Annotated in this window: 23 protein-coding genes; 3 read left to right on the forward strand and 20 right to left on the reverse strand. The window is 62.5% G+C overall.

The genetic code is table 11. From position 1 onward, the window contains the following. Positions 1-360: 360 nt before the first annotated feature. The 4 genes from IFO71_RS01925 to amaB are packed head-to-tail and all read right to left on the reverse strand — an operon-like array spanning position 361 to position 4,896. Positions 361-1,215, reverse strand: coding sequence for a DMT family transporter (locus tag IFO71_RS01925; RefSeq protein ID WP_192027994.1), 855 nt, complete (start codon positions 1,213-1,215; stop codon positions 361-363). A 59-nt stretch (positions 1,216-1,274) separates the two neighbouring features. After that, positions 1,275-2,309, reverse strand: coding sequence for a UDP-N-acetylmuramate dehydrogenase (murB, locus tag IFO71_RS01930; protein ID WP_192027840.1), 1,035 nt, complete (start codon positions 2,307-2,309; stop codon positions 1,275-1,277). Beyond that, positions 2,306-3,346, reverse strand: coding sequence for a quinone-dependent dihydroorotate dehydrogenase (locus IFO71_RS01935; RefSeq protein WP_192027841.1), 1,041 nt, complete (start codon positions 3,344-3,346; stop codon positions 2,306-2,308). Before IFO71_RS01935 ends, murB begins: the two co-directional genes overlap by 4 nt. A 17-nt stretch (positions 3,347-3,363) precedes the next feature. Continuing rightward, a complete protein-coding gene (amaB, locus tag IFO71_RS01940; protein WP_192027842.1) occupies positions 3,364-4,896 on the reverse strand; it encodes an L-piperidine-6-carboxylate dehydrogenase in 1,533 nt (510 codons plus the stop codon). 224 nt (positions 4,897-5,120) lie between these two features. Here amaB and IFO71_RS01945 point away from each other — a divergent pair, with 224 nt between their 5' ends. Continuing rightward, on the forward strand, positions 5,121-5,603 hold the full coding sequence (locus tag IFO71_RS01945; RefSeq protein WP_192027843.1) for an FKBP-type peptidyl-prolyl cis-trans isomerase: 483 nt from the start codon (positions 5,121-5,123) through the stop codon (positions 5,601-5,603). Positions 5,604-5,948: 345 nt separating this feature from the next. Then, a complete protein-coding gene (locus IFO71_RS01950; protein ID WP_192027844.1) occupies positions 5,949-6,575 on the forward strand; it encodes an AP2/ERF family transcription factor in 627 nt (208 codons plus the stop codon). A 219-nt stretch (positions 6,576-6,794) separates the two neighbouring features. On the opposite strand, the gene IFO71_RS01955 is transcribed toward IFO71_RS01950, so the two are convergent. From IFO71_RS01955 to nhaC, 3 genes are all read right to left on the reverse strand, one after another. Continuing rightward, a complete protein-coding gene (locus IFO71_RS01955; protein WP_192027845.1) occupies positions 6,795-8,159 on the reverse strand; it encodes a sodium-dependent transporter in 1,365 nt (454 codons plus the stop codon). 15 nt (positions 8,160-8,174) lie between these two features. Next, positions 8,175-9,656 (reverse strand): amino acid permease, encoded by a 1,482-nt coding sequence (locus IFO71_RS01960; RefSeq protein WP_192027846.1) that lies wholly within the window; start codon positions 9,654-9,656, stop codon positions 8,175-8,177. 62 nt (positions 9,657-9,718) lie between these two features. Then, positions 9,719-11,209 carry a Na+/H+ antiporter NhaC gene (nhaC, locus tag IFO71_RS01965; RefSeq protein ID WP_192027847.1) on the reverse strand — a complete coding sequence of 497 codons (1,491 nt, stop codon included), beginning with the start codon at positions 11,207-11,209 and terminating at the stop codon, positions 9,719-9,721. Positions 11,210-11,389: 180 nt separating this feature from the next. Here nhaC and IFO71_RS01970 point away from each other — a divergent pair, with 180 nt between their 5' ends. After that, on the forward strand, positions 11,390-11,938 hold the full coding sequence (locus tag IFO71_RS01970) for an NUDIX hydrolase (protein ID WP_192027848.1): 549 nt from the start codon (positions 11,390-11,392) through the stop codon (positions 11,936-11,938). A gap of 168 nt (positions 11,939-12,106) precedes the next feature. On the opposite strand, the gene efpL is transcribed toward IFO71_RS01970, so the two are convergent. The 13 genes from efpL to smpB all read right to left on the reverse strand — a co-directional run bounded on the left by efpL (position 12,107) and on the right by smpB (position 23,898). Continuing rightward, a complete protein-coding gene (gene efpL / locus IFO71_RS01975) occupies positions 12,107-12,670 on the reverse strand; it encodes an elongation factor P-like protein EfpL (RefSeq protein WP_192027849.1) in 564 nt (187 codons plus the stop codon). Positions 12,671-12,818: 148 nt separating this feature from the next. Beyond that, complete coding sequence (locus IFO71_RS01980) at positions 12,819-13,586, reverse strand: SDR family NAD(P)-dependent oxidoreductase (RefSeq protein WP_192027850.1); 768 nt, start codon at positions 13,584-13,586, stop codon at positions 12,819-12,821. A gap of 182 nt (positions 13,587-13,768) precedes the next feature. After that, positions 13,769-14,650, reverse strand: a complete 882-nt coding sequence (locus tag IFO71_RS01985) for a hypothetical protein (protein WP_192027851.1) — start codon at positions 14,648-14,650, stop codon at positions 13,769-13,771. A gap of 83 nt (positions 14,651-14,733) precedes the next feature. Beyond that, the gene (locus IFO71_RS01990; RefSeq protein ID WP_192027852.1) at positions 14,734-15,648 is read right to left on the reverse strand and encodes a hydroxymethylglutaryl-CoA lyase; all 915 of its coding nucleotides are present in this window, start codon (positions 15,646-15,648) and stop codon (positions 14,734-14,736) included. Then, positions 15,641-16,246 (reverse strand): hypothetical protein, encoded by a 606-nt coding sequence (locus tag IFO71_RS01995; protein ID WP_192027853.1) that lies wholly within the window; start codon positions 16,244-16,246, stop codon positions 15,641-15,643. The genes IFO71_RS01990 and IFO71_RS01995 overlap by 8 nt, the downstream gene beginning before the upstream one ends. A 1-nt stretch (position 16,247) precedes the next feature. After that, the gene (locus IFO71_RS02000) at positions 16,248-18,260 is read right to left on the reverse strand and encodes an acetyl/propionyl/methylcrotonyl-CoA carboxylase subunit alpha (RefSeq protein WP_192027854.1); all 2,013 of its coding nucleotides are present in this window, start codon (positions 18,258-18,260) and stop codon (positions 16,248-16,250) included. Between the two features lie 7 nt (positions 18,261-18,267). Next, entirely contained in the window at positions 18,268-18,780 is a 513-nt protein-coding gene (locus tag IFO71_RS02005; RefSeq protein WP_192027855.1) for a cupin domain-containing protein, read from the reverse strand. After that, complete coding sequence (locus tag IFO71_RS02010) at positions 18,777-19,565, reverse strand: enoyl-CoA hydratase-related protein (RefSeq protein ID WP_192027856.1); 789 nt, start codon at positions 19,563-19,565, stop codon at positions 18,777-18,779. The genes IFO71_RS02005 and IFO71_RS02010 overlap by 4 nt, the downstream gene beginning before the upstream one ends. Positions 19,566-19,579: 14 nt before the next feature. Then, positions 19,580-21,187: a carboxyl transferase domain-containing protein gene (locus tag IFO71_RS02015; protein ID WP_192027857.1), complete on the reverse strand. Its 1,608-nt coding sequence runs from the start codon at positions 21,185-21,187 to the stop codon at positions 19,580-19,582. 63 nt (positions 21,188-21,250) lie between these two features. Continuing rightward, entirely contained in the window at positions 21,251-21,634 is a 384-nt protein-coding gene (locus IFO71_RS02020) for a hypothetical protein (protein ID WP_192027858.1), read from the reverse strand. Between the two features lie 110 nt (positions 21,635-21,744). Then, the gene (locus IFO71_RS02025) at positions 21,745-22,926 is read right to left on the reverse strand and encodes a thiolase family protein (RefSeq protein ID WP_192027859.1); all 1,182 of its coding nucleotides are present in this window, start codon (positions 22,924-22,926) and stop codon (positions 21,745-21,747) included. 110 nt (positions 22,927-23,036) lie between these two features. Further along, on the reverse strand, positions 23,037-23,396 hold the full coding sequence (locus IFO71_RS02030; RefSeq protein ID WP_192027860.1) for a DUF6164 family protein: 360 nt from the start codon (positions 23,394-23,396) through the stop codon (positions 23,037-23,039). A 10-nt stretch (positions 23,397-23,406) separates the two neighbouring features. After that, positions 23,407-23,898 carry an SsrA-binding protein SmpB gene (gene smpB / locus IFO71_RS02035; RefSeq protein ID WP_192027861.1) on the reverse strand — a complete coding sequence of 164 codons (492 nt, stop codon included), beginning with the start codon at positions 23,896-23,898 and terminating at the stop codon, positions 23,407-23,409. Positions 23,899-23,949 lie beyond the last annotated feature (51 nt).

The raw sequence follows: 23,949 nt of genomic DNA on the forward strand, positions 1-23,949 counted from the left end.
AGGGCCGTGCCAGCGCCGAAAGATCGCGAACACTCTGTTATCTCAACACCATCGGTCGAAACTCTCGCCCCGCTTGGAATCGCCGGATCTTTCGGCGCGACCTCATGAAATATCCGGGTTAGCCGATTTTTCCCGTGCAGAGCCGCACGGCGGATCGACCTCCGTTTGGCTGCTCACCCTGCTTCAAGACGGTCAGCGGTTTTCGCGCGTGGCGCAAGCCGTTGCCTTCGTCGGACTCAATCCCAGAATGCGGTAAGGCGGGCTTGTCGCTTAGTCGGCGAGACGGTATCTACGCTTGCTCGACCTCGTTAGCTGCCGCATCAGTGATTTGGCATGTGGCAGTGAATGTCTCGTGCCGGACTATGTCGGCGGAACAACGGGTGTTGACCTGCGGCGGGCGATTCGCGCTTCGCGGTGTGCGATGTAGGCGGTGGAGAGGAAGATCACCGCGGCGCCGGTGAGGGTGAGGGTGTCGAGTGTTTCGTCAAACAGCCACCAGGCCAGGGCGGCGACGATGGGGAGTTGGACGAAACTGAGCGGGGTGAGGGCCGAGGCTTCGGCGGCGCGCAGGGCGCGGGTCCAGAGCAGGTGCGCGGCGGTGCCGAGCAGGCCGGCCATGCCGCCCCAGAACCAGCCCATGGGGGTGGGCCAGACCCACACAAACAGGGCCGGGACGAAGGATAGCGGTACCCAGATCAGGGTCGTGTAGATGACGATGGCGTTGGCCGGCTCGGTGCGTGAGAGAATCTTGATGCTGATTGCCACTGCGGCGCTGGCCAGGGCTGCGCACAGCGCGACCAAACTGCCAGAGGTGAAATCCGGGCTGCCTGGTCGCACGATGATCAACACGCCGACAAAGCCGATGAACACGGCGGTCCAGCGTCGCAGGCGTACTACTTCGTGCAGCACCAACACGGCGCCGATGGTGATGAAGATGGGTGTTGAGTAGGAGATGGCCACTGCTTGGGCCAGGGGCAGGTGGGCGATGGCCCAGAACCCGCACAGCATCGAGACGATGCCGATCGAGCAGCGGACAAAGTACAGCGGCAGCTTGTCGGTCTTGAGTAGCGCAAGGCCGCCGCGCAAGAGCAGGGGCAGGGCGAACAACAGCCCGAACAGGTTGCGCAAGAACGCCACCTCGAAGGCGTGCATGTGATGCGAAGCAAATCGGATCGCCACCACCATCAGGGCGAACAGGGCGGCGCTGCCGATCATGTAGGCGCTGGCAAGTGCGGTAGCGCCGGATTCCTCTGCGCGCTGCCCGCCAGGCACGCTCACCAGGTTGCGCCGATCAGGCGTACTTCGGGCTCGAGCCGCACACCGAAGCGTTGGTCGACAGTCTCGGCAACACGGCGGGCCAGGTTCAGCAGTTGCTCGCCGCTGGCTCGGCCATGATTGACCAGCACCAGGGCATGCTGCTCGGCGATGCCGGCATCGCCTTCGCGAACCCCGCGCATGCCACTGCGTTCGATCAGCCAGGCAGCCGATAACTTGGTGTGGCCGTCGCTGGCCGCAAAGCGCGGAACATCGTGATGTTCGGCAGCGATGGCCTCGGCCTGAGCGACCGGCACTTCGGGGTTCTTGAAAAAGCTGCCGGCGTTGGGCAAGAGCATCGGGTTGGGTAGTTTGCGCACCCGGATTCGACTGATCACTTCAGCGGCATGCAGAGGTCGTGGCGCATCGACACCAAGCTGCGCCAGTTCCTCGCGTACGCCGGCATAGTCGAGCTTGAGTTCGCCCTGGTCGTGCAGGTCGAACGCCACACGGGTGACTATCCAGCGTCCCGGTTGCTGCTTGAACAGGCTGTCGCGGTAGCTGAACTTGCATTGCTCGGCATTCAGGCGAATCTGTGTGTTGTGGTGACGATCAAAGGCATCGACCCAGGCCAGGGTCTGGGCGAGTTCGGCACCGTAGGCGCCGATATTCTGGATCGGCGCAGCACCGACCGAGCCTGGGATCAATGCCAGGTTTTCCAGGCCGTAGAGGCCGCGGCCGACACTCCAGCGGACCAGGTCATCCCAGCGCTCGCCGCCGGCCACCGAAACCCGAAAGCGGCTGCCTTCCTGCTCGATGATGTCGATGCCGGCGCTGCCCAGGCGCAGAATGACGCCGTCGTAGTCGCCGATGAACAGCAGATTGCTGCCTTCGCCGATCATCATCACCGGCTGTTGCTGCAGGTATGGCTGAGCCAGCAGTTCCGCCAGGCCAGCATCGCTGCGTACGTCGGCCAGCAGTGCAGCTCGGCTGGCGACCCGCAGCGTGTTCAGTGCTTCGAGGGGGGCATTCTCGCGCAGCAGATAGCCGCTCATCCGGTGGAGCTGGGCGCCTCGCGTCGCCGTCTAATGGCATTGACCGCTTCGGCGACCAGGCCTGGCCCGCGATAGATCAGGCCGGTGTAGAGCTGCACCAGGCTGGCGCCAGCGGCGATCTTGCCTGCTGCTTCGGCCCCCGACATGACGCCGCCGACGCCGATGATCGGGATCTCCTTCGGCAGATGCGCACGCAGCCTTCTTAACACATAGGTTGAGTGGCCATACAGGGGGCGGCCGGACAGGCCGCCCTCTTCAGTGGCATGTCGCTGGCCTTCGACCTGACTGCGGTCGATCGTGGTGTTGGTGGCGATCACGCCATCGATCTGCGCCTCGGTGAGTACCTTGGCGATGCTGTCGATCTCTTCATCGACCAGATCGGGTGCCAGCTTGATCAGCAGCGGCTTGCGCTGAGCATGGCGGGCGGCCAGCGATTCCTGCGCGTCACGCAGGCGCATCACCAGGCGACGCAGCGCATCTTCCTGCTGCAGGTCTCGAAGACCCTGTGTGTTCGGCGAAGAGATGTTGACCGTGATGTAGTCGGCCAGGGTGTAGACACGCTGCAGGCAGAACAGGTAGTCAGTGGCGGCGTTCTGCGAGCTGGTGTCCTTGTTCTTGCCAATGTTGATGCCCAGCACGCCCTTGTAGCTGGCCTTCTCGACGTTGCGCACCAGGGCATCGACGCCATGGTTGTTGAAGCCCATTCGATTGATGATTGCCTCGCTGTGGGCGAGGCGAAACATGCGCGGCAATGGGTTGCCCGGCTGTGGGCGCGGAGTGACGGTGCCTACTTCGAGGAATCCGAAACCCAGGGCGCCCAGCGCATCGATATGTTCGGCATTCTTGTCCAAGCCTGCGGCCAGACCGACCGGATTGGGAAACTCGATACCGAAGGCCTTGGTCTTCAGCGGTTTGGGCTGATGCGCCAACAGCGGTCGCAGGCCCAGACGATAGGCGGTTTCCAAGCCAGAAAGGCCCACTTGGTGGGCCTTCTCGGGATTCAATGCGAACAGCAGCGGTCGCAGCAGGGAGTACACGGCGCGAGTGGCTCCGCTTAGAACTCGAACTTGATGCCCTGGGCCAGCGGCAGCGCGTCGGAGTAGTTGATGGTATTGGTCTGACGGCGCATATAGGCCTTCCAGGCATCTGAGCCGGATTCGCGTCCGCCACCGGTTTCCTTCTCACCACCAAAGGCTCCACCGATCTCGGCGCCCGAAGTGCCGATGTTGACGTTGGCGATGCCGCAGTCGGAGCCGGCGGCGCAGAGGAACTGCTCGGCGTGTTTGAGGTTCAAGGTGAAGATGGCCGAGGAAAGGCCCTGCGGCACGGCGTTCTGCATCTCGATTGCCTCATCAAGGCTGTCGAACGGAATCACGTACAGAATGGGCGCAAAGGTTTCGGTCTGCACCGCATCACAGCTGTTGCTGACGCCGGTGATGATGGCCGGGGTGACGAAGTTGCCCGGACGTTCCAGCACGCTGCCGCCGGTCAACAGCTTGCCGCCGGCGCTCTTGGCCGAGTCGATGGCGGTGAGGAAGCGCTCCACCGACGCGGCATCGGTCAGCGGACCCATCAGGGTGGCCGGATCGGTGGGGTCGCCGATCTTGGTTTCGACCTGCTTGTAGGCGGCCACCAGCTTGTCGACCACTTCATCGTGGCGTGAGCGATGCACGAACAAACGACGGGTGGTGGTGCAACGCTGACCGGCCGTGCCGACGGCGCCGAACACGATGGCAGGGATAGCCAGTTTCAGATCGGCGGTTTCGTCGACGATGATGGCGTTGTTGCCACCGAGCTCCAGCAGCGAACGGCCCATGCGCTTGGCGACGCGCTCGCCGACCATGCGACCGACGCGGGTCGAGCCGGTGAAGCTGACCAGGGCCACACGATGGTCATCGACGAACTTCTGCGCCAGGCGATCGCCAGCGTCATTGAACAGGAAGAACAGGTCCGGGAAACCGGCCTTGGCCAGGGCTTCGTTGCAGACCTTCATCGAAGCGATCGCGGTGAGCGGGGTCTTCGGTGAGGGCTTCCAGATCGAGATATTGCCGCAGACCGCAGCAATGAAGCTGTTCCAGGCCCATACCGCGACCGGGAAGTTGAACGCGCTGATGATGCCGACCAGACCCAGCGGGTGCCACTGTTCGTACATGCGGTGGCCGGGGCGCTCGGAATGCATGGTCAGGCCGTACAGCATGCGCGACTGGCCGACGGCGAAGTCGGCGATGTCGATCATTTCCTGCACTTCGCCATCACCCTCGGCCTTGATCTTGCCCATTTCCAGGCTGACCAGGGTGCCCAGGGCGTCTTTGTGCTTGCGCAGCGCTTCGCCGCACAGGCGAATGGCTTCACCGCGCTGCGGGGCCGGGGTGGTGCGCCAGATCTTGGCGGCGGCCTGAGCGCGGGTGATCAGGGTTTCGTAGTCGGCTTCACTGCTGGCCCAGACGCTGGCAATGGTCTCATTGCGGCTCGGATTGTTGGCGTGGATCTGCCCGGCATCCTGGGTGTTCGACCATTCACCTTGGCCAAGGTAGGTGCCAGAGTTGAGCTCGGACAAACCAAGCGAAGTGAGAAGCTGTTGCGACATCGGAAACTCCATGTGCCCCGAGTGTGACCGGGGTCAAGAAAAAAGACGTGAAAGTTTAGCAGAGGCGGGCGGCCGGGTCGCGGGCTTCGGGCCACTACGGACGCTGGGTTGAGGTGGGCTTCAGCTGAGCGTGGCGCGTTGTGCCTTGGGTCGAGCTGGGGTAGGGTCGGCGGGTTCCGGGGCGCCCGTATGCCTTGGACGCTTACTCGAACCAGGATTTCTACATGCAAATTGCCTCCAAAACCGTCGCCAGCTTTCACTACACCTTGACCAACGACCAGGGCGACGTGGTCGATTCCTCCTCGGGCCGCGATCCGCTGGTTTATCTGCACGGCGCCGGCAATATCGTTGCTGGTCTGGAAAAGGCCATGGAAGGCCGTGCGGCCGGGGACAAGTTCGAAGTCGCCGTGCCGCCTGAGCAGGGCTATGGCCTGCGCGACGAACAGCTGGTTCAGCAGGTGCCGCGCGAGGCCTTTCAGGGGGTCGACACGATCGAAGTTGGCATGCACTTTCAGGCCAGTGGGCCGCACGGCGTGGCTTCGGTGGAAGTCACCGAGGTGAACGAGCAGGTCGTGACGGTTGACGCCAATCACCCGCTGGCCGGCCAGACCCTGCACTTCGCGATTGAAGTGATGGATGTGCGGCAGGCGCAGCCGGAAGAGCTGGAACACGGCCATGTGCACGGCGCCGGCGGTCACCACCACTAACTTGGTGGGGGCAGTTCCGGGAGAAGCTGGGCTTTGTCGAGGCAGGCTTCGGTGAGCTCAGGCTGCGTGCAGCTGCAACATGGTGTGCAGCTGCAACCGGGCCGGTCCAGCAACATCGAGTTTGGGCCTGATCTGGGCGTACAAGGCCTGAAAATTTCACGTGACCTGCACATATCATTCCACTTTCCGCCCGTCGATCGCTTTTTTAAGCTCGATGTTCAAGAAAAATGCAGTGTTTTGCTGCATCTTGCGCTGAATAGGTTTAGCATCGAACTTCGACAGCGGTAGCCGGCCTGGGTGAGGCTCGAACCGGTCCGCGGTCAGTCCCCAAACGAGGAGAGGGAAATGGCCAGAAAGAAACCTACCGGTGCATCACGCGTTGATCGTCCAGCCAACGGTGCCGTTGGCTGGCTGATGCGAATCCGACGTGGCGACACCTTCGTACAGGAGTTTTTCTCCGATGCAGCCTACGGCGGCAAGCGCAAGTCGCAACTGGCGGCTCAGAAGCGCTACGGCGAGCTGTCGGAATCGCTGCCTGCTCCGAGCACCTCAGAAGGCACCATGAGCGTGCGCAATACCAGCGGAGTGGTGGGCGTGCGTTTGGCCCGCGAGGGTACCAATGCTGCTGGCGAGCCGCGCGAATCGTATGTCGCCAGCTGGCGTGAAGGTGGTCAGGACAAGACGGTACGCTTCTCCTGCAGTCTGTTCGGCAAGCGCAAGGCGTTTCAGCTGGCCTGTCTGGCCCGCGACAAGCGCTCCACCGATCGCGATGCGCTGCTGCAAGAGCTAGGTGGCGCCAAGGCCAAGGCGCCGAAGGCAGCCAAGAAGGCAGCTGCCAAGAAAGCGGCACCGGCCAAGAAGGCGGCACCGGCCAAGAAGGCGGCAAAAGCAGCCAAGCCTGCGAAGAAAGCGGCCAAGAAGGCCGCCAAGCCAGCGAAGAAGGCAGCCAAGAAGGCAGCTAAGAAGCGCTAAGCGAAGCAGCATTGCGGAAAAAGAAAGGCCAGGGCGACTGCCCTGGCCTTTTTTCTTGTCTGGCCTTTGGCCTGCCCAAGGGGCGTCGATATCGGTGGCGCAGACGCTCAGCTGTTCTGCACGTGACACGCGAAGGGGCGATGTCAGACCGCCCCTTCGGAGGAAGTGCAACGAACCCGCGATCGGGCGCGGGGAAACCCGAGGGCGTGGTTCAGTCGATTACGCCCAGCCCAGCTTGGTCATGATGCCGTGGCCCATGACAATCGCGATCAGAAGGGGGGCGACTACCCGCAACAGCCATTTCCACACAGTGATGACCAGTGCAGGCTCGCCTTCGACTTGGCTTCGCACAACACGATCGTTCAGCATCCAGCCCGTGAAGATGGCAATCAGCAAGCCGCCAAGCGGCAGTAGGAAGTCGTTGGCCAGCAGTTCGATGAAGTCCATGATGGCAAAGCCAAGGATGCGAACGTGCGACCAATGGTTCAGCGACAGCACGGAGGCCAGGCCGACAAACCAGGTGAAGATCGCCATCGAGGTGGCCGCCGCCTTGCGCGACATCTTGGTGCTCTCAACGATGAAGGCGGTAGCCGGTTCGAGCAGCGAGATCGAGCTGGTCCAGGCAGCAACCGACAGCAGGGCAAAGAAAATCAGGCCGAAGATGGCGCCCATCTGATTGAAAGCCGAGGGCAGGGAGGTGAAGATCAGGCCTGGTCCGCCGCCGGTCGGTGCCCCCAGGTACTGAATCACGATTGGAAAGATGGCCAGGCCAGCCAGAAGGGCCACGCCGGTGTCGGCCAGGGCCACGCTCACCGCCACGCGAGGAATCGACACGTTCTGCGGCAGATAAGCGCCATAGGTCATCATGGCGCACATGCCGAGGCTCAGGCTGAAGAACGCCTGGCCCATGGCACTGAGCACGACGTTTGCATTGATCTTCGAAAAGTCGGGTTGGAACAGAAAGGCTGCAGCCTCGCCGAGGTGACCGGTGGTGGCACCGTAGCCGGCCAGGATCAGCAGCATGATGAACAGCGCGGGCATCAAAAACTTAACTGCGCGTTCCAGCCCCTTCTCCACGCCGAGGGCGACCACGCCAACCGTCAATACCATGAACACGGCATGCCAGAAAGTCAGCTCGGTCACGTTGCCCAGCAATTCGTTGAAGGTGGCGGCCGGATCTTCGATGCCGGCACCACCGAACAACTGCGCGGCATACAGAAAGGCGTAGTGCAGGGTCCAGCCGGCCACCACGCTGTAGAAGCTCAGGATCAGCACCCCGGCCACCATGCCTATCCAGCCGATACCGGCCCAGGCGCGGCTTCGATTGCTCTCCTTCGCCAGCGTGATGATGGCGTTGACCGGGCTCTTGCGGCCTTCGCGGCCCATCATGATCTCGGCAATCAATACCGGCAGACCACACAAGGCAATGCAGCCCAGATACAGCAACACGAATGCGCCACCACCGTTATCTGAGGTCAGATAGGGAAAGCGCCAGATGTTCCCCAAACCCACTGCCGAGCCACTGGCGGCCAGGATGAAAGCAAGGCGCGAGGACCACATTCCATGTTGTGAGGTTGTTTGCATTGTTGCTTGATTCCCTTATGACGAAGACGTGCGGGCGGCCCGCAAGCGGCTGTGGCGGTAACCGTACCCGAAATAGATCAGCATGCCGACCGCTGTCCAGCCGGCCAGCAAGGCCCAGTTGGCCCAGCCCATCGAGCTCAGCAGGTAAAGGCAGGCCAATACGCCGCCGCTGCACACCAGCGGAGCGAACGGTACCCGGAACGGTCGGCGAAGTTCCGGTCGGGTGCGACGCAGAATGAATACACCGGCACAAACCGTGGCGAACGCAAGCAGGGTGCCCATAGAAACCAGATCACCCAGCACGCCGAGCGGAAACATCGCGGCCAGCAGACCTGCCACCAGTCCGACAACAATCGTGGCTTTGTGTGGGGTTTGATGCTTGGGATGCACGGTGCCGAACATCGGCGGCAGCAAGCCATCGCGTGACATGGCGAAGAAGATGCGCGGTTGCCCCATCATCATCACCAGAATCACCGAGCTAAGCCCGGCAATCGCTCCGAGCTCCACCAGTGTTTTGAGCCAGGTAAGCTTGGGATAGGCCTCGAGTGCCGTGGCCACCGGTTTGGCGGTGCCAAGCTCCGTGTAGGACAGCATGCCGGTAAGTACGCCGGACACGATGATGTAGATCAGGGTGCATACCGCCAACGAGCCCAGAATGCCGATCGGCATATCGCGCTGCGGATTCTTGGCCTCCTGTGCCGCCGTGCTCACAGCATCAAAGCCGATGTAGGCGAAAAAGATGATCGAGGCGCCGCGCACTACGCCTTCCCAGCCGAACTTGTCGCCGCCCTCATTAGCCGGAATGAACGGTACCCAGTTGTCTGGATTGATGTAGTTCGCACCAAAGCCGATGAACAACAGAATCACCGTTACCTTGATGGCGACTACCACTGCGTTCGCCGTAGCCGATTGCCGGATACCGACGTAACAAAGGTAGGTGACGCCAGCCACGATCAGCACCGCCGGCAGATTGAACAATCCGCCAGTTAGCTGGAATTGCCCGCTGTGAAAGGTGAACGGCGCCGAGGTCAGCATGGCCGGCAACCCCAGCCCAAGCGTTTGCAACAGACTGTTGGTATAAGCAGACCAGCCGACGGCGACCGCTGAGGCCGCGAACAAGTATTCCAGCACTAAACTCCAGCCGACGAACCAGGCCACCAGCTCGCCGAGCGTGGCATAGGTGTAACTGTAGGCTGAGCCAGAAACTGGCAGCATTGCTGCAAACTCGGCATAGCAAAGGCCGGCAAAGGCGCAGGCCGTGCCGGCCAGCACAAAACTCAGCATGATGGCGGGGCCGGCATGATTTGCCGCAGCCTGGCCAGTCATGACGAAAATGCCGGCGCCGATAATGGCTCCGATTCCAAGCAGCAGCAGTTCTTTCGCACCAAGCGTGCGGTTGAGCTGACCGTGGCCTTTCAATGGGCCGTGGTCGTGCTCGCCAGCATCGACTTCCGGGGTGGGCGAAACTGGTTTGACAAGCAGTAGATTCTTGAACATGGAGTTTAGGCAATGGAGAGATTACGGCGCCCAAACGCATTGTCTGAGCGCGAGCGCAGGGGTCAGCGCGCGGGCTCAGGCTGCTTGACCAGTACTCCCTTCGGTTCTAATCGCAGAATCTTGAACCCGACATAGGCCATCACCGCAGCCACCAGTGGGTTGAGCAGATTGAATAGGGCGTAGGGTGCGTACTCCAGGGTGGCGATGCCCAGCGTCGCCGCCATGTAGGCACCGCAGGTGTTCCAGGGCACCAGGGGCGAGGTCAGGGTGCCGGCGTCTTCCAGGGCGCGCGACAGATTGACCGGATGCAGGCCGCGACGTTCGTATTCGGGGCGATACACGCGGCCGGTAAGCACGATCGCCATGTATTGGTCCGAAGCCACTACGTTGCAGCCAAAGGCCGTGGCCAGCGTGGCCGCGATCAGACTGCCGGTGCTCTTGGCTGCGGCCAGCACGCCTCTAACCAGTCGTTCCAGCATGCCACTGCGATCCATCACTGCGCCGAAGGCCATCGCGCAGATGATCAGCCAAACCGTGTTCAGCATGCTCGACATGCCGCCACGCGAAAGTAGCTTGTCCACCGCCTCATTGCCGGTCTGTGAGCTGTAGCCGTCACTGAGTGCCAGCCAGGCACCAGCCAGCAAGGCCTGGCCGCGACTCAGGGCTTCGTTGCCGGCTCGGGCGACGGTGACATCGGGCTGGAACAACACGGCGAATACGGCGCCGAGCATGGCGCCGATAAGAATGGTCGGGAAAGCGGGCACTCGCATGATTGCCAAGGCAAACACCACCACCAACGGCAGCAATAGGTGCAGGCCGAGGTTGAACTGCTGTGCCATGGCCTTGGGCAGGGCGTCGAGATCGGCGCCGCCGGCGCTCTCCGCCGGCGATGAGCTGACCCCGATCACCGAGAAGATGATCAAGGCCAGGACGATGCTCGGGCCGGTGGTCCAGGCCATATGCCGCACGTGGTGGAACAATTCGCTTCCGGCCGCGGCCGGCGCTAGATTGGTGGTGTCGGACAGCGGCGACATCTTGTCGCCAAAGTAGGCGCCGGAGATGACCGCGCCTGCGGTGATGGCGGGCGATAGTCCCAGCCCTTGGGCGACCCCCATCAGGGCCACGCCCAGCGTGCCTGCCACCGTCCAGGAGCTGCCGATGGTGAGGCCGACGATGGCACAGACCAGGGCCGCGGCAGGGTAGAACCAGGTCGGGTTCATCAACTTCAGGCCGAGGTCGATCATGGTCGGCACCGTGCCGCACAAGATCCAGGTACCGATCAGGGATCCGACCGCCAGCAGGATCAGCAGCGCATTGGTGGAAATCGAGATGCCGTGCACGATGGCTTGTTCGATATCCTTCCATTTCAGGCCATTGCGAAGCGCAATGACGCCGGCCACGCAGGCGCAAAGCAGCAGGACGATCTGATTCGGCCCATAGGATGAATTGTCAGCAAACAAATAGACCGAGAGTGCGAGCAGCCCCATCAGCAAGACCAAAGGGGTCAGCGACTGCAGTAGAGTCGGCTGACGCTCGTTGACGACTTCGGACATGGTGAACCCCGGCAAAACGAAGCGCCGAGTCTAGCCGGAATGAAGCCCGCGGGCGATCGCTTGCGGCAAATTGAAGCAAGTAAAACCGCCATTGGACCGATTGTGAACTGCGAGATTGGTTCGCCCTATGCCAGATTCCCGGGGATGACGGCGGCGCGGTCTTCATGATTTCATGGCGGGATGTCCAACCTGTTTGATCTTTCCCGCGAACTGGCTCGCTTTGCCACCCGATATCCGCAGCAGCGCGCTGACGCGCAGATGTTTCAGGACTTTCTCTGCGCGCAATCACGACCGTTCGACCGCCATACGCAGCAGGGGCACTTCACCGGCTCGGTCTGGTTGGTCAGTGCCGATGGTCAGCGCTGCTTGCTCACCCACCACCGCAAGCTCAATCGCTGGCTGCAGCTCGGCGGGCATGCCGATGGCGAGGCGGATCTGGCGCAGGTGGCATTGCGTGAAGCCGAAGAAGAATCCGGGTTGGCTGACTTGGCATTGGAATCAATTGAGATCTTCGACCTCGATCGGCACCTGATCCCGGCGCGCGGAGAGATGCCGGCGCATTGGCACTACGACGTGCGCTTCGTGGTGCGGGCGCTGGGTGAACAGCAGTTTGTGGTCAGCGAAGAATCACATGATCTGGCCTGGGTAGAGGTGCGCCAGATTGCCAATGATCCGCAGGCCGACGAGTCACTGCGTCGTATGGCGCTGCGTTGGCTGTCGCCAACATAGGGTTCGCCTTGGAGCCACCGCTTAACGCATGATTTGATTCACGACGGTGCGCCCAAGGCGCACCCTATGTATTCGATTCTACGGTGCGCTCAAGGCGCACCGTATGCAAACCAACAGTTGGGTCGACTTGGCTTGGCAGGCAGCTGAAAAACTCCGTCCCGGAGTTATTCAGGCGCGGCCGGCGTATTCGCCGGTCAGCGTGTTGATGCTGATCTTGTCGCCATTGACGATGTACTCGGGCACCTGAATTTCGATTCCGGTACTGAGCTTGGCTGGCTTGGAGCGCTTGGTGGCGGTGGCGCCTTTCATTTCCGGTGCCGTCTCGATCACGTCCAAGGTGATACTGGGCGGCAACTGCAGTGCCACCGGCGCATCGTCCACCAACTGAACGTAGCAACCGGTCAGGCCTTCAGTGATGTAGCCCGCTGCATCGCCCACCAGGCTGGCATCGAGCATGAACTGGGTGTAGTCCTCATCATCCATGAAGACGAAGGCTTCGCCATCCATGTAGGAAAAGCTTGCCGCCCGCCGCACCAGTTCCACCTCGCTCATGTCGTCATCGGCACGCAGGCTCAAATCGAGCTTGTTGCCAGCAGGGATGCCGTACAGGGTGAAGCGAAAAGTTACATTTCCGCCGCGCGCCGTCGGGCTGCTGCGCTCTATATCGCGGATTTGAAACAGTGCACCATTGTGCTCAATGACATTGCCCTTCTTGGCGTCGGCGGCTTTCATTTGGAGTCCGGGATTCAGGATTGGTGATTCGGGATTCGTTGGGTAAGGCAAGTGCCAGCTTTGGGGTTCGAATCGGGTGTTCTGAGGGCGTCATGCTCAAGCACCGGCGCACTGTTCCGAATCCCGAATCTCGAATCCCAAATCCCGGCTACTTAGGCTGCAACCGAATGGCGCCGTCGACGCGAATGACGCCGCCGTTGAGGTAGCGATTCTGCAGGATGAAGGCGACGGTGGCGGCGAATTCTTCGGGTTTGCCGAGGCGCGAGGGGTAGGGGACCTGGGCGCAGAGCGAGTCATAGACTGCTTGCGGCATGCCGTCGACCATCGGGGTATGGAATACGCCGGGGGCGACGGTCATCACGCGCACGCCGATGCGGGCGAATTCGCGGGCGATCGGCAGGGTCATGCCAACCACACCGCCCTTGGAGGCGGAGTAGGCTGCCTGGCCGATTTGCCCTTCGAAGGCGGCAATCGAGGCGGTATTGATCACCACGCCGCGCTCGCCGTCTTCGCCGGCCTCGTTGGCCTGCATTTCGTTGGCCGCCGCCTTGGTGATGTTGAAGCTGCCAATCAAGTTGACCCGCACCGTGGTTTCAAACTGCGACAGCGCCATCGGGCCTTCCTTGCCGAGCACGCGGCCGGCGCCCAGAATACCGGCGCAGTTGATCGCGGCGTTAAGGCCGCCCATGGCGGATTTGGCCGCAGCGATCTGCTCGGCGACAGCCGCTTCATTGCTGACATCGACCTTGGCAAAGCGGGCGCGCTCGCCGAGTTCGGCAGCAGCGGCCTGTCCTTTCTCCTCGTTCACATCGAACAAGGTGACGGTGGCGCCTTGCGATAGCAGATGCTTGGCGACGGCCAAGCCAAGACCAGAAGCACCGCCAGTGATTACGGCGCGGACGTCAGACAACTGCATGGGAGTCTCCCGAGAGCAAGCGAGTAAACCCGGCATTCTAACGCCTGGGCCGGGCATGGGCGATGCAGGCTTGACCCGGATCTGAAAAATCCGGGCTAGGCGGTTGATCGCAGTGGCTTTATGCCGTGATTCGGGTGGCGCGTCACCGACGTGTTTGGGCTGGTCTGCTGAGCAGACGGCTGCTAGCGCGCAGCTGGCCAGATCTCCGGCAATGGTGTTTGCGCTAGCCAGCGCAGGTGCGCCTCGCGTTGCGTGATGCGTCGGTAGCCGACCGCAGCCACAACGGCGCTGTAGGTCGCAAATGCGGCCAACAACAGTGCCCCGACGGGTACCACGCCCTTGCCTAGCCAACGCTCCATTAGCCAGTTAAGAGGGAGCAGTGAAATAAGGCAGCTGTAACTCACCAGCAAGAGTCCGTGGGTCTGCGGGGCCCAAGTCAAGCCGCTCTCCGATGTTTGCTCTCCCTTGATGCTGCGGAAATCGATCAGCAGGCTTGCCCCGCGAATCACTATCGGCAGCGCAGCGAGCCATGCAGTGCCATCGCGCCAGAATGACAGATCTGTCAATGCCAGCACGACAAATAACGGCAACAATACAGTGTGAAATCCGAGCGCAAATGTACTCAGCAACAATTGCCATGGCGCATCGGGGACAAAGCGAGCGAATCGGTGTCGCAATACGCGTTCGGAAGCGCTGCGATTGCTGAGCCGTTTTGCCAGCCTGGCGACCTCGCCGAGATCGAACAGGGTGTCCATGGCTTGTTGGGCGTGATGACGGGCCCAGGCCAGCTTGATGAGATCGGTCAGCCACGCCATGAACAGGTCGACGATCAAGGTGAGGAACACCAACGTGGTAGAGCCCCCTGCGGCAACCACGATCAGTGGAGTCAGCCCGCACTCAAGCAACGCAAACGCTTCCTTGCGCCAATGATCAAGCTGCTGCGCTTGATCGTGCGCCAGGTACAGTTGCGCGCGTGATTGCGCTGCCACCACATCTCCCTCGGTGACGTTGCGAGCAGGCTGCAAGCGACAAGCGAGGAGATGAATGGGTAGCAGGGTCGACATGGGCGGATGTTGCGCGGAGTGGTGCGCCGATGCAAATTGGCGGAAGAGATCAGCGCGATAGAGCCCGACTGAGTGACAAGGTATCAGGCCTGGCTCAATCCTTGGACGCGTTCCAAACCCGCCAGGGCCAGTCGCGAACTTGCCGGTCGCTGCAATTCACCGTTGATCCAGCGCGCGATTTCGATCAGGGCTTCGAGGTTGATCTCGGTGTTCATGCCGAGTCCGTCGAGCATGTAGACCAGATCCTCAGTGGCAAGGTTGCCGGAGGCGCCTTTGGCATAGGGGCAGCCGCCGAGTCCGGCGATGGAGGCATCGACCACGCGAACGCCGGCTTCCAGGCAGGCGTAGACATTGGCCAGAGCCTGGCCACGGGTATCGTGGAAGTGCACCGCCAGCGCGCTCATCGGCACCTCGGCGGCGACCGCTTCGAGCATCGCGCGTGCCTGGCGCGGTGTGCCAACGCCGATGGTGTCGCCGAGCGAGATCTCGTAGCAGCCCATTCGGTGCAGGGTGCCGGCCACGCGTACCACGTCGGCCACGGGCACCGCGCCCTGGTAGGGGCAGCCCAATACGGTGGAGACGTAGCCGCGCACGGCCACCGCGTCGTTCTTGGCGGCAGCGATCACCGGTTCGAAACGCTGCAGGCTTTCGGCGATGCTGGCGTTGATGTTCTTCTGGCTGAAGGCCTCAGAGGCGGCGCCAAACACCGCAATCTCCTCAACACCTACTTCCCGCGCGCGGCGGTAGCCTTGTTCGTTCGGCACCAGGACAGGGTAGCGCACGCCTGCCTGCCGCTGGATAGCGCTGAATACCTCGCTGGCGTCGGCCATCTGCGGCACCCATTTCGGGCTGACAAAGCTGGTCGCCTCGACCGTGGTCAAACCGGCCTTAGCCAGTCGCTCGATCAGCGCGATCTTGGTGGCGGTGGCCACGTGCTGCTTCTCATTCTGCAGGCCGTCGCGCGGGCCGACGTCGACGACGCGAACCTGATCAGTCATGGCTGGACGACTCCTCGGTGGGCCGGTGCAGGATCAGCGGGTCCTGACTGGCGGCCATGGCCAGGTCCAGGGCCTTGCGGTTGTTGGCGCGGTTGCCGCGCACGCGCACGGTCCAATCGTCTGCCTGCTTCAGCACATCGCCTTTCACTTCGCCGCTGATCACGGCGGCGGCCAGGGCGCGCGTTGCCGGCGGGTCGAGAATCACCCGTTCGCTTTCGATGCGGTAACGGTAGACGTATACGCCGCGCCCGTCGTCGAGCGGGCCGGTCTCGATGCCGAAATTGCGATTGACCCAGGCGGCGTCAAGCCAGAGATAGTCATGATCCTGCCAGCGCGCGGCACCCAGTTGGGTCGGTTCGAGTACCTGCCGTCGATCGCCCTGTCGAGCTTCGCCACGAAGCCGGCAGTGCGGGTCGACTGCGAGGCGCAGGAAGTCGTTGGAATCGGGCTCGGCCAATGAATGCCACGCGCCGATCAGGCGCGCATCGCATTGCTCCGCCGCGGCAGTGGGAGGCAGGCCAAATACGCTGCGCTGACAGGCCGATAGACCGAGTAGCAGGAGCAGGGCGATGGCGGCGCGGGCAAGCGGGTGAACCATCCTAGCCCTCCTCGAAGGCGATCAGTACCGCATCGGCTTCGACGATGTCGCCGACTGCCCCACGGATTTCCGCAACGGTGCCATCGCGTGGAGCGCGTAGGCTGAGTTCCATCTTCATCGCCTCCATCACCAGCAGTACCTGTTGCGCGGAAACCTGGTCATTGGTCTGGCACTGGATGGCGACGATGCGGCCGGGCATCGGCGCTCGCACGGTATTGGCACCGCTGTCCTGGCTGCCTTCAAATTCGAACGGCCGCGCTGGGTGGAACTTGTAGCGTTGGGCCTGATGGTGAATCAGAAAGTCATGGCCTGGTTGGCGTGCCGCCAGACGCAGGACTTCGGCGTCGCTCGATTCGCCCAGGCGCAGGCTGATCGAGCCATGCTCACGTCGCACCACTTCAACCTTCAGCGTCTGGTCGAGGTGCAGTAGAAAGGCATCGGCATGCCCTTCGATCACGAAATCGAGGGTATGGCCGCGCCACTGCAGACTGATCGGCTGCTGCCCGGGCTGACCGATGCGCCAGCCATCGGCCAGTGCCCAGGGCGAATGGCGATCTTCGCCCTGGCGGCTGAGTGAGAGTGAATCCTCGCGTTCAGTGGCCAGATGCAGGGCACAGGCAGCGGCCAGCACGGCAGCCGGCGGTCGTTCGGGTTGCTCGGTGAATTGATCCAGGTGGCGATCGAGATAACCGGTGTCGATGCGGCCTTCGGTCACCGAGGGATGGGCGATAAGACGTTCCAGGAAGCCGATATTGCTGGCCGGCCCTTCGACATCGCAGAGGGCCAGTGCATCGGCCGCGAGACGCAGGGCCTGTGGGCGGTCAGCCGCGTGAACGATCAGTTTGGCGATCATCGGGTCGTAGAACAGGCTGACCAGGTCGCCTTGTTCGACGCCGGCATCGACGCGAACGCCATCGCCATCGGCTGGCAGGCTGAGCCGATGCAGCACACCGGAGCCGGGCAGGAAACCGCGATCGGCATCTTCGGCATACAGACGCAGCTCGATTGCGTGGCCGCGACTCTTGACCTCGGATTGCGCCACCGGAAGGGCCTCGCCCGCGGCCACCCGCAGCTGCCACTCAACCAGATCAAAGCCGGTGACGCACTCAGTCACCGGATGTTCGACCTGCAGGCGCTGGTTGATCTCCATGAAGTAGAACTGGCGATCGGCACCGAGGATGAATTCGACGGTGCCGGCGTTGCGGTAGCCCACCGCCTTGCCTGCGGCGACCGCGGCGGCGCCCATCGCTTCGCGCAGCGCCTCATCCAGGGCCACCGAGGGTGATTCTTCCAGCACCTTCTGATAACGCCGCTGGGCTGAACACTCACGTTCGTTGAGGTGGATGATCTTGCCGTGGGCATCGCCGAAGATCTGAAACTCGATGTGTCGAGGTTGCTCGATGTAGCGCTCCAGCAGCACGCGGTCGCGGCCAAACGCGCCGGCTGCCTCTCGCTGGCATGAACTCAACGATTCATCGAACTCGCTCAGGCTGCGCACCACGCGCATGCCCTTGCCGCCGCCGCCGTGAGCGGCCTTGATCATCAGTGGAAAACCGATCAATTCGGCTTGCTGACGCAGCAGGGCAGGGGCTTGGTCCTCGCCGGTGTAGCCTGGCACTACCGGCACGCCATGGGTCTGCATCAGTTCCTTGGCGCCGGCTTTCGATCCCAGCTGACGCATGGAGGCGGCCGAGGGGCCGATGAAGATCAGGCCGGCGGCTTCGACAGCTTCCACAAAGTCAGCGTTTTCTGACAGAAATCCATAGCCCGGATGGATCGCCTGCGCGCCGCTTTGACGAGCGGCGGCCAGGATCGTCTCAATTCGCAGATAGCTTTCGGCCGGGCGCGAGCCGCCGATATGGATGGCCTGGTCCGCCAGGCGCACGTGGCGCGCCTTGGCGTCGACGTCCGAATAGACGGCAATGGCGCGAATGCCTAGGCGTCGGCAGGTGCGGATGATTCGGCAGGCAATCTCGCCACGGTTGGCGATCAGAACGGAGTGGATCGTCGGCATCGGCGGCTTATTCTCCGTCCCAATAGTCTAGGTTGTCGGTTTCCCGGTTCATCAGGCGCACGGCCTTGGGAATGCCCTTTTCGTCTCGTCCCAGCACCACGGCGGCACCGCTCTTGCCGGAATCCGGGTACTGAACATAGTCGGGTGAGATCGCGGTCGAAACGGCGAGATAGCGCAGATCAGCGGAACTAGATGTGTTGTAGATCTGGTGTGCGGTTTCCGGGCCGCCAGGCGGGCAGGCGATGACGTCGCCGGCACGCAGCGGAATGCGCTGCTCGCCGACCCGCAATTCACCTTGGCCAGCAATGATGTAGAACATCTCTTCATTGCCGTAATGATTGTGCGCTGGGAAGGCTGCCTTACCCGGTGGTAGTTCGGTGAGGTTGTAACCGAGCTTCTGCGCACCAATCAGCGGGCTGATCGGTCCCAGCCGGGCGCCTTGATACTTGGCCGGCGCGTTGGGCTTGAGGGCCATGATGGTCTGGCAGTTCACCTGATCAATATTGATGACGGGTTTCATTGCGCGGCCCAGCCCGGTTTCCGCTTGTCGAAGAACGCTTGCAGCCCTTCCTGACCCTCTGGGCTGACACGTAGCGCGGCGATCAGGCTGGCATTGTGGTTGTCGATGTTAATGGCGACCGCGGTATCCGGTTGTTGCAGGTGCATCACCAGCCGTTTGGCTGTGCGAGTGGCGATGGGGCCGGCATCCTGCAGGCGCTGCAGCACCGCCTCGACCGCCACGTCGAGGCGCTCGTCTTCCACGCACTCGTGCAGCAGGCCAATGCGCTGCGCCTCGCGGGCATCAAAGATTTCGGCGGTCTGAAAATAGCGACGCGCCTGGCGTGCGCCGATCGCCTCGACCACGTAGGGCGAGATCACCGCGGGTACCAGGCCGAGCTTGGTCTCGGTGAGGCCGAAGCGGGCGGAAGAAACGCCGATGGCGATGTCACAGCAGGCGATCAGCCCAACACCGCCACCGAATGCGGCGCCATTGACTCGCGCGATGGTCGTCATCCTGAGGTTGTTCAGGGTGCGCATCAGTTTGGCCAGCTGCAGCGAGTCGCGACGATTCTCTTCCTCGCTGGCCTCCGCCATGCGTTGCATCCAACCAAGATCGGCACCGGCGGAGAACGACTTGCCGGCGCCGGTCAATACCAGGGCTCGCAAGGCGTCGTCTTGGTCCAGCCGATGCAGCGTTTCGATCAGCTCAGCGATCAACGCATCATCGAAGGCGTTGTGAACGGCAGCGCGACTCAGGGTAAGCGTGGCGACGTGGCGGTCGATGACCAAGGATGTGGCGGACATAGAGTCTCCCGGACTTACATGCGGAACACGCCGAAGCGCGTGGGTTCGATCGGGGCATTCAAACTGGCAGACAAGCCCAGGGCCAAGACCCGACGGGTGTCCGCGGGGTCGATGATGCCGTCGTCCCAGAGGCGGGCGCTGGCGTAGTAGGGGTGGCCCTGATGCTCGTACTGTTCGCGAATCGGCGCCTTGAAGGCCTCTTCGTCTTCGGCGCTCCAGGACTTGCCCGCCGCCTCCAGGCCGTCGCGCTTGACCGTGGCCAGTACGCCGGCGGCCTGCTCACCGCCCATCACGCTGATCCGCGCGTTCGGCCACATCCACAGGAAGCGCGCGCCATAGGCGCGGCCACACATGGCGTAGTTGCCGGCACCAAAGCTGCCGCCAATCACCACGGTGAATTTCGGCACCGAAGAGCAGGCGACCGCGGTCACCATCTTGGCGCCGTCCTTGGCGATGCCGGCGTTCTCGTATTTGCGGCCGACCATGAAGCCGGTGATGTTCTGCAGGAACACCAGCGGAATGCCGCGCTGATTGCACAGCTCGATGAAGTGCGCGCCCTTCAGCGCCGACTCGGCAAACAGGATGCCGTTGTTGGCGATGATGCCGACCGGGTAGCCATGCAGATGAGCAAAGCCGGTGACCAGGGTCTTGGCGTAGCGCGGCTTGAACTCCTGCAGTTCCGAGCCATCCACCACACGTGCAATCACTTCCCGGATATCGAACGGGCGGCGAGTATCGGTGGGCACCACGCCGTACAGTTCTTCGGCTGCATAGAGCGGTTCGCGAGGTGCTTGCGTGGCCAGCGGCATTGGCTTCTTGCGATTGAGCTGGCGCACGACGTCGCGGGCAATCGACAGGGCGTGGCGGTCATCCTCGGCCATGTAGTCGGCTACGCCGGACACACTGGTATGGACATCGGCACCGCCAAGCGCTTCCGCATCGACCACCTCACCCGTGGCAGCCTTTACCAAGGGCGGCCCGCCGAGAAAGATGGTGCCCTGTTCCTTGACGATGATCGACTCATCGCACATCGCCGGCACATAGGCGCCGCCTGCCGTGCAGGAGCCCATCACCACCGCGATCTGCGGAATGTTCTTGGCCGACATGCGGGCCTGGTTGTAGAAGATTCGCCCGAAGTGCTCGCGGTCGGGAAAGACTTCATCCTGCAGTGGCAGGAAGGCGCCGCCGGAGTCGACCAGATACACGCAGGGCAGATGGTTTTCATCGGCGATCTGCTGCGCGCGCAGATGCTTCTTGACCGTCATCGGGAAGTACGTACCGCCTTTGACGGTGGCATCGTTCGCCACAACCAACACTTCCATACCGTGGATGCGGCCGATGCCGGCGATCACGCCAGCGGCCGGCGCAGCACCCTCGTACATTCCCTCGGCAGCCAGCGGAGCAATCTCGAGGAAGGGCGAGCCGGGGTCGAGCAGGGCGGTGATGCGATCGCGCGGCAGCAGCTTGCCGCGTTGCGTGTGCTTATCGCGCGCTTTCTCACCGCCGCCCTGAGCGATCCGCGCCAGGCGCTGCCTGAGCTCGTCGACCAGGCCGCGCATATGGCTGGCGTTGTGCTGAAACTCGCTGGAGCGAGGGTCGAGCTGGGTGTTGAGTGCGGCCATTGCGCTTTCCTTGCGGCTGGCGAGGGGCAGGCCGGGATGGCCTGCCGCATCGCGGGGTAGCGATCAGTTGTCCTGGGTGGCTTCCTTGACGTCCTCAGCCACTTCCTTGGCCTTGTCCTTGGCCTTCTCGGTGGCATCCTTCATGGCATCGCCGGCCTCGTCGATCGCCTCACCGGCCTTGTCCAGCGCATCGGCCGCCTGATCCATGGCCTTGTCGCTGGCATCGCTGACTGCCTCGCCGACCTCTTCGCTCATTTCCTTGGCTTCTTCCTTGGCTGCCTCAGCGCCTTCCTTCACCGCGTCAGCGGTGTGCTTGGCTGCTTCCTTCGCTGATTCCATGGCTTCTTTGGCCGAGGCCTTGGCCTTGTCAGCAGCCGATTCTTCTTTCTGGCAGGCAGTCAGACCTAGGGTGGCAGTCAGCAGTGCAATCAAAATAACTCGGCTCATAGAGCAACTCCTCAGATGGTGATGATGGACCTGGTCCAAGCGGGATACCAGGTCAGATTGCGCAGCTCGAACAGCCAGCTGCGCTTGGGTGAAGAATGGTGTTATGGGGCTCAAGCGCAAAGTTCGATCGCGATGGCCGTGGCTTCGCCGCCGCCAATACACAAGGCAGCGATTCCGCGCTTGCCACCTTTCTTGCGCAGTGCATTGATCAGAGTCACGACGATGCGCGCACCGGTGGCGCCAATCGGATGGCCGAGTGCGCAGGCGCCGCCAAACACATTGAGTTTGTCGTGCGGAATGCCGAGCGCCTTGACTGGGGCCATCGCCACGCAAGCAAACGCCTCGTTCACTTCGAACACATCGACATCAGCAACCGACCAGTTCTGCTGCTTGAGCAGTTTCTCGATGGCGCTGACCGGGGCGGTAGTGAACCACTCCGGTTCCTGGGCATGCACGGTGTAGCCAAGAACACGCGCCAGCGGCTTAAGGCCGCGCTTTTCCGCTTCCTGCTCGCTCATCAGCACGGTGGCGGCAGCGCCGTCGGAAATACTGGATGAGGTCGCGGCGGTGATGGTGCCGTCCTTCTTGAACGCGGTGCGCAGGGTGGGAATCTTGTCCAGCGCGCATTTGCCTGGCTGCTCGTCGCTATCGACCAGCACATCGCCCTTGCGACCGGCGACCGTGACTGCGGCGATCTCGTCCTTGAAGGTGCCGTCGGCGACAGCCGCCTGGGCCCGGCGCACACTTTCAGAGGCGAACGCATCCTGCTCTTCGCGGGTCATGCTGAACTTCTCCACGCACATCTCGCCGAACACGCCCATCGCCTGCTTCTGGTACGGGTCGGTCAGACCGTCCCAGGCCATGTGGTCGAGGAATTCCGCGCTGCCATAGCGAATGCCGCTGCGCGAACCGTTCAACAGATGCGGCGCATTGGTCATGCTCTCCATGCCGCCGGCCACTACGATCGAGGCCGAGCCGGCCTTGATCTGATCAGCACCCAGCATGATGGCGCGCATACCGGAACCGCAGACCTTGTTGATCGTGGTGCAGGGTGCGCCCACCGGCAGGCCAGCGCCGAGCGCGGCCTGGCGCGCCGGGGCCTGACCCAGGCCGGCCGGAAGTACGCAGCCCATGATCACTTCGGACACCTGATCAGCGGCCACACCTGCCTGTTCCAGCGCCGCCGAGATGGCCGTAGCGCCCAGCTTGGGTGTCGGCACACCGGTGAATTGACCCATGAAAGAACCAATGGCCGTGCGCTTGGCACCGACGATGACGATCGAGTTGGACATGGTGAAACTCCTGGGAGGGAATGGGGCCGCCAAGCGGCAAACACCCCATTGTAAGCGCTTGCCGATTTCAGTTCAGGGCGCGGGAAAAAAGGCCATGCGCGATTGCCGCATCAGCCGCGGGTAACCAGCCAGACGAAGGGCAACAGGGCCAGGCCGATGGCCATCAGCAACAGGGTCAGCAAGACCAGCATACGCAGCGGTTCGGCCCGCAGCCGCGACCAGAGATTGGCGCTGGGGTCGTCGGCGAATGTCCGCCGTGCATGCTCGCGGCGATCGTTCTGGTACTGATCGAACAGCTGCTTGGCGCGCTCCCAGTCAGTCTCTTCGACCAGCCAGATGCCGCCGTGCGATATGCCCCAGCGGCTGGCTGGCGTCATGTAGTGCTCGATGTTGGCCGCTTCCAGCAGGCGCAGCACGTCGATGCATTCGTCTTCGGGTACCGCGCGCAGGTTGAGCAGGAGTTTGGGCATGGAGAGGGGCTCAGGCGTCAGGATTCTTGTGGCGCATGACGCGCTGCTTTTCACGTTGCCAGTCGCGCTCTTTCTCGGTGGCGCGCTTGTCGTGCTCGCGCTTGCCCTTGGCCAGGGCCAGTTCCAGCTTGACCTTGTTGCCCTTCCAGTACATCGCGGTGGGAACCAGGGTATAGCCCTCGCGCTCGACCCGGCCGAGCAGACGATCAATCTCGTGGCGATGCAGCAATAGCTTGCGCGTGCGTCGATCGTCGGCCACGACATGGGTCGAGGCGCTGATCAGTGGCGTGATCTGGGCGCCGAACAGGAAGATTTCGCCGTCGCGAACCAGTGCATAGCTTTCACCGATATTGGCTCGGCCGGCGCGAATGGCCTTGAGTTCCCAGCCCTGCAGGGCCATGCCGGCCTCGAAACGATCGCCCAGGCTGTATTCGTGCCGTGCGCGTCGGTTCAGCGCGATGGTGCGGTCGGATTGGTTAGACTTGTCGGCTTTCTTGCTCATGGAGACGATTCCTTGTCGCCTGTATTGGCCGAATTCTTGGCCGGTTTGGCT

Source organism: Pseudomarimonas arenosa, assembly GCF_014841215.1.
Classification (GTDB): Bacteria; Pseudomonadota; Gammaproteobacteria; order Xanthomonadales; family Xanthomonadaceae; genus Pseudomarimonas; species Pseudomarimonas arenosa.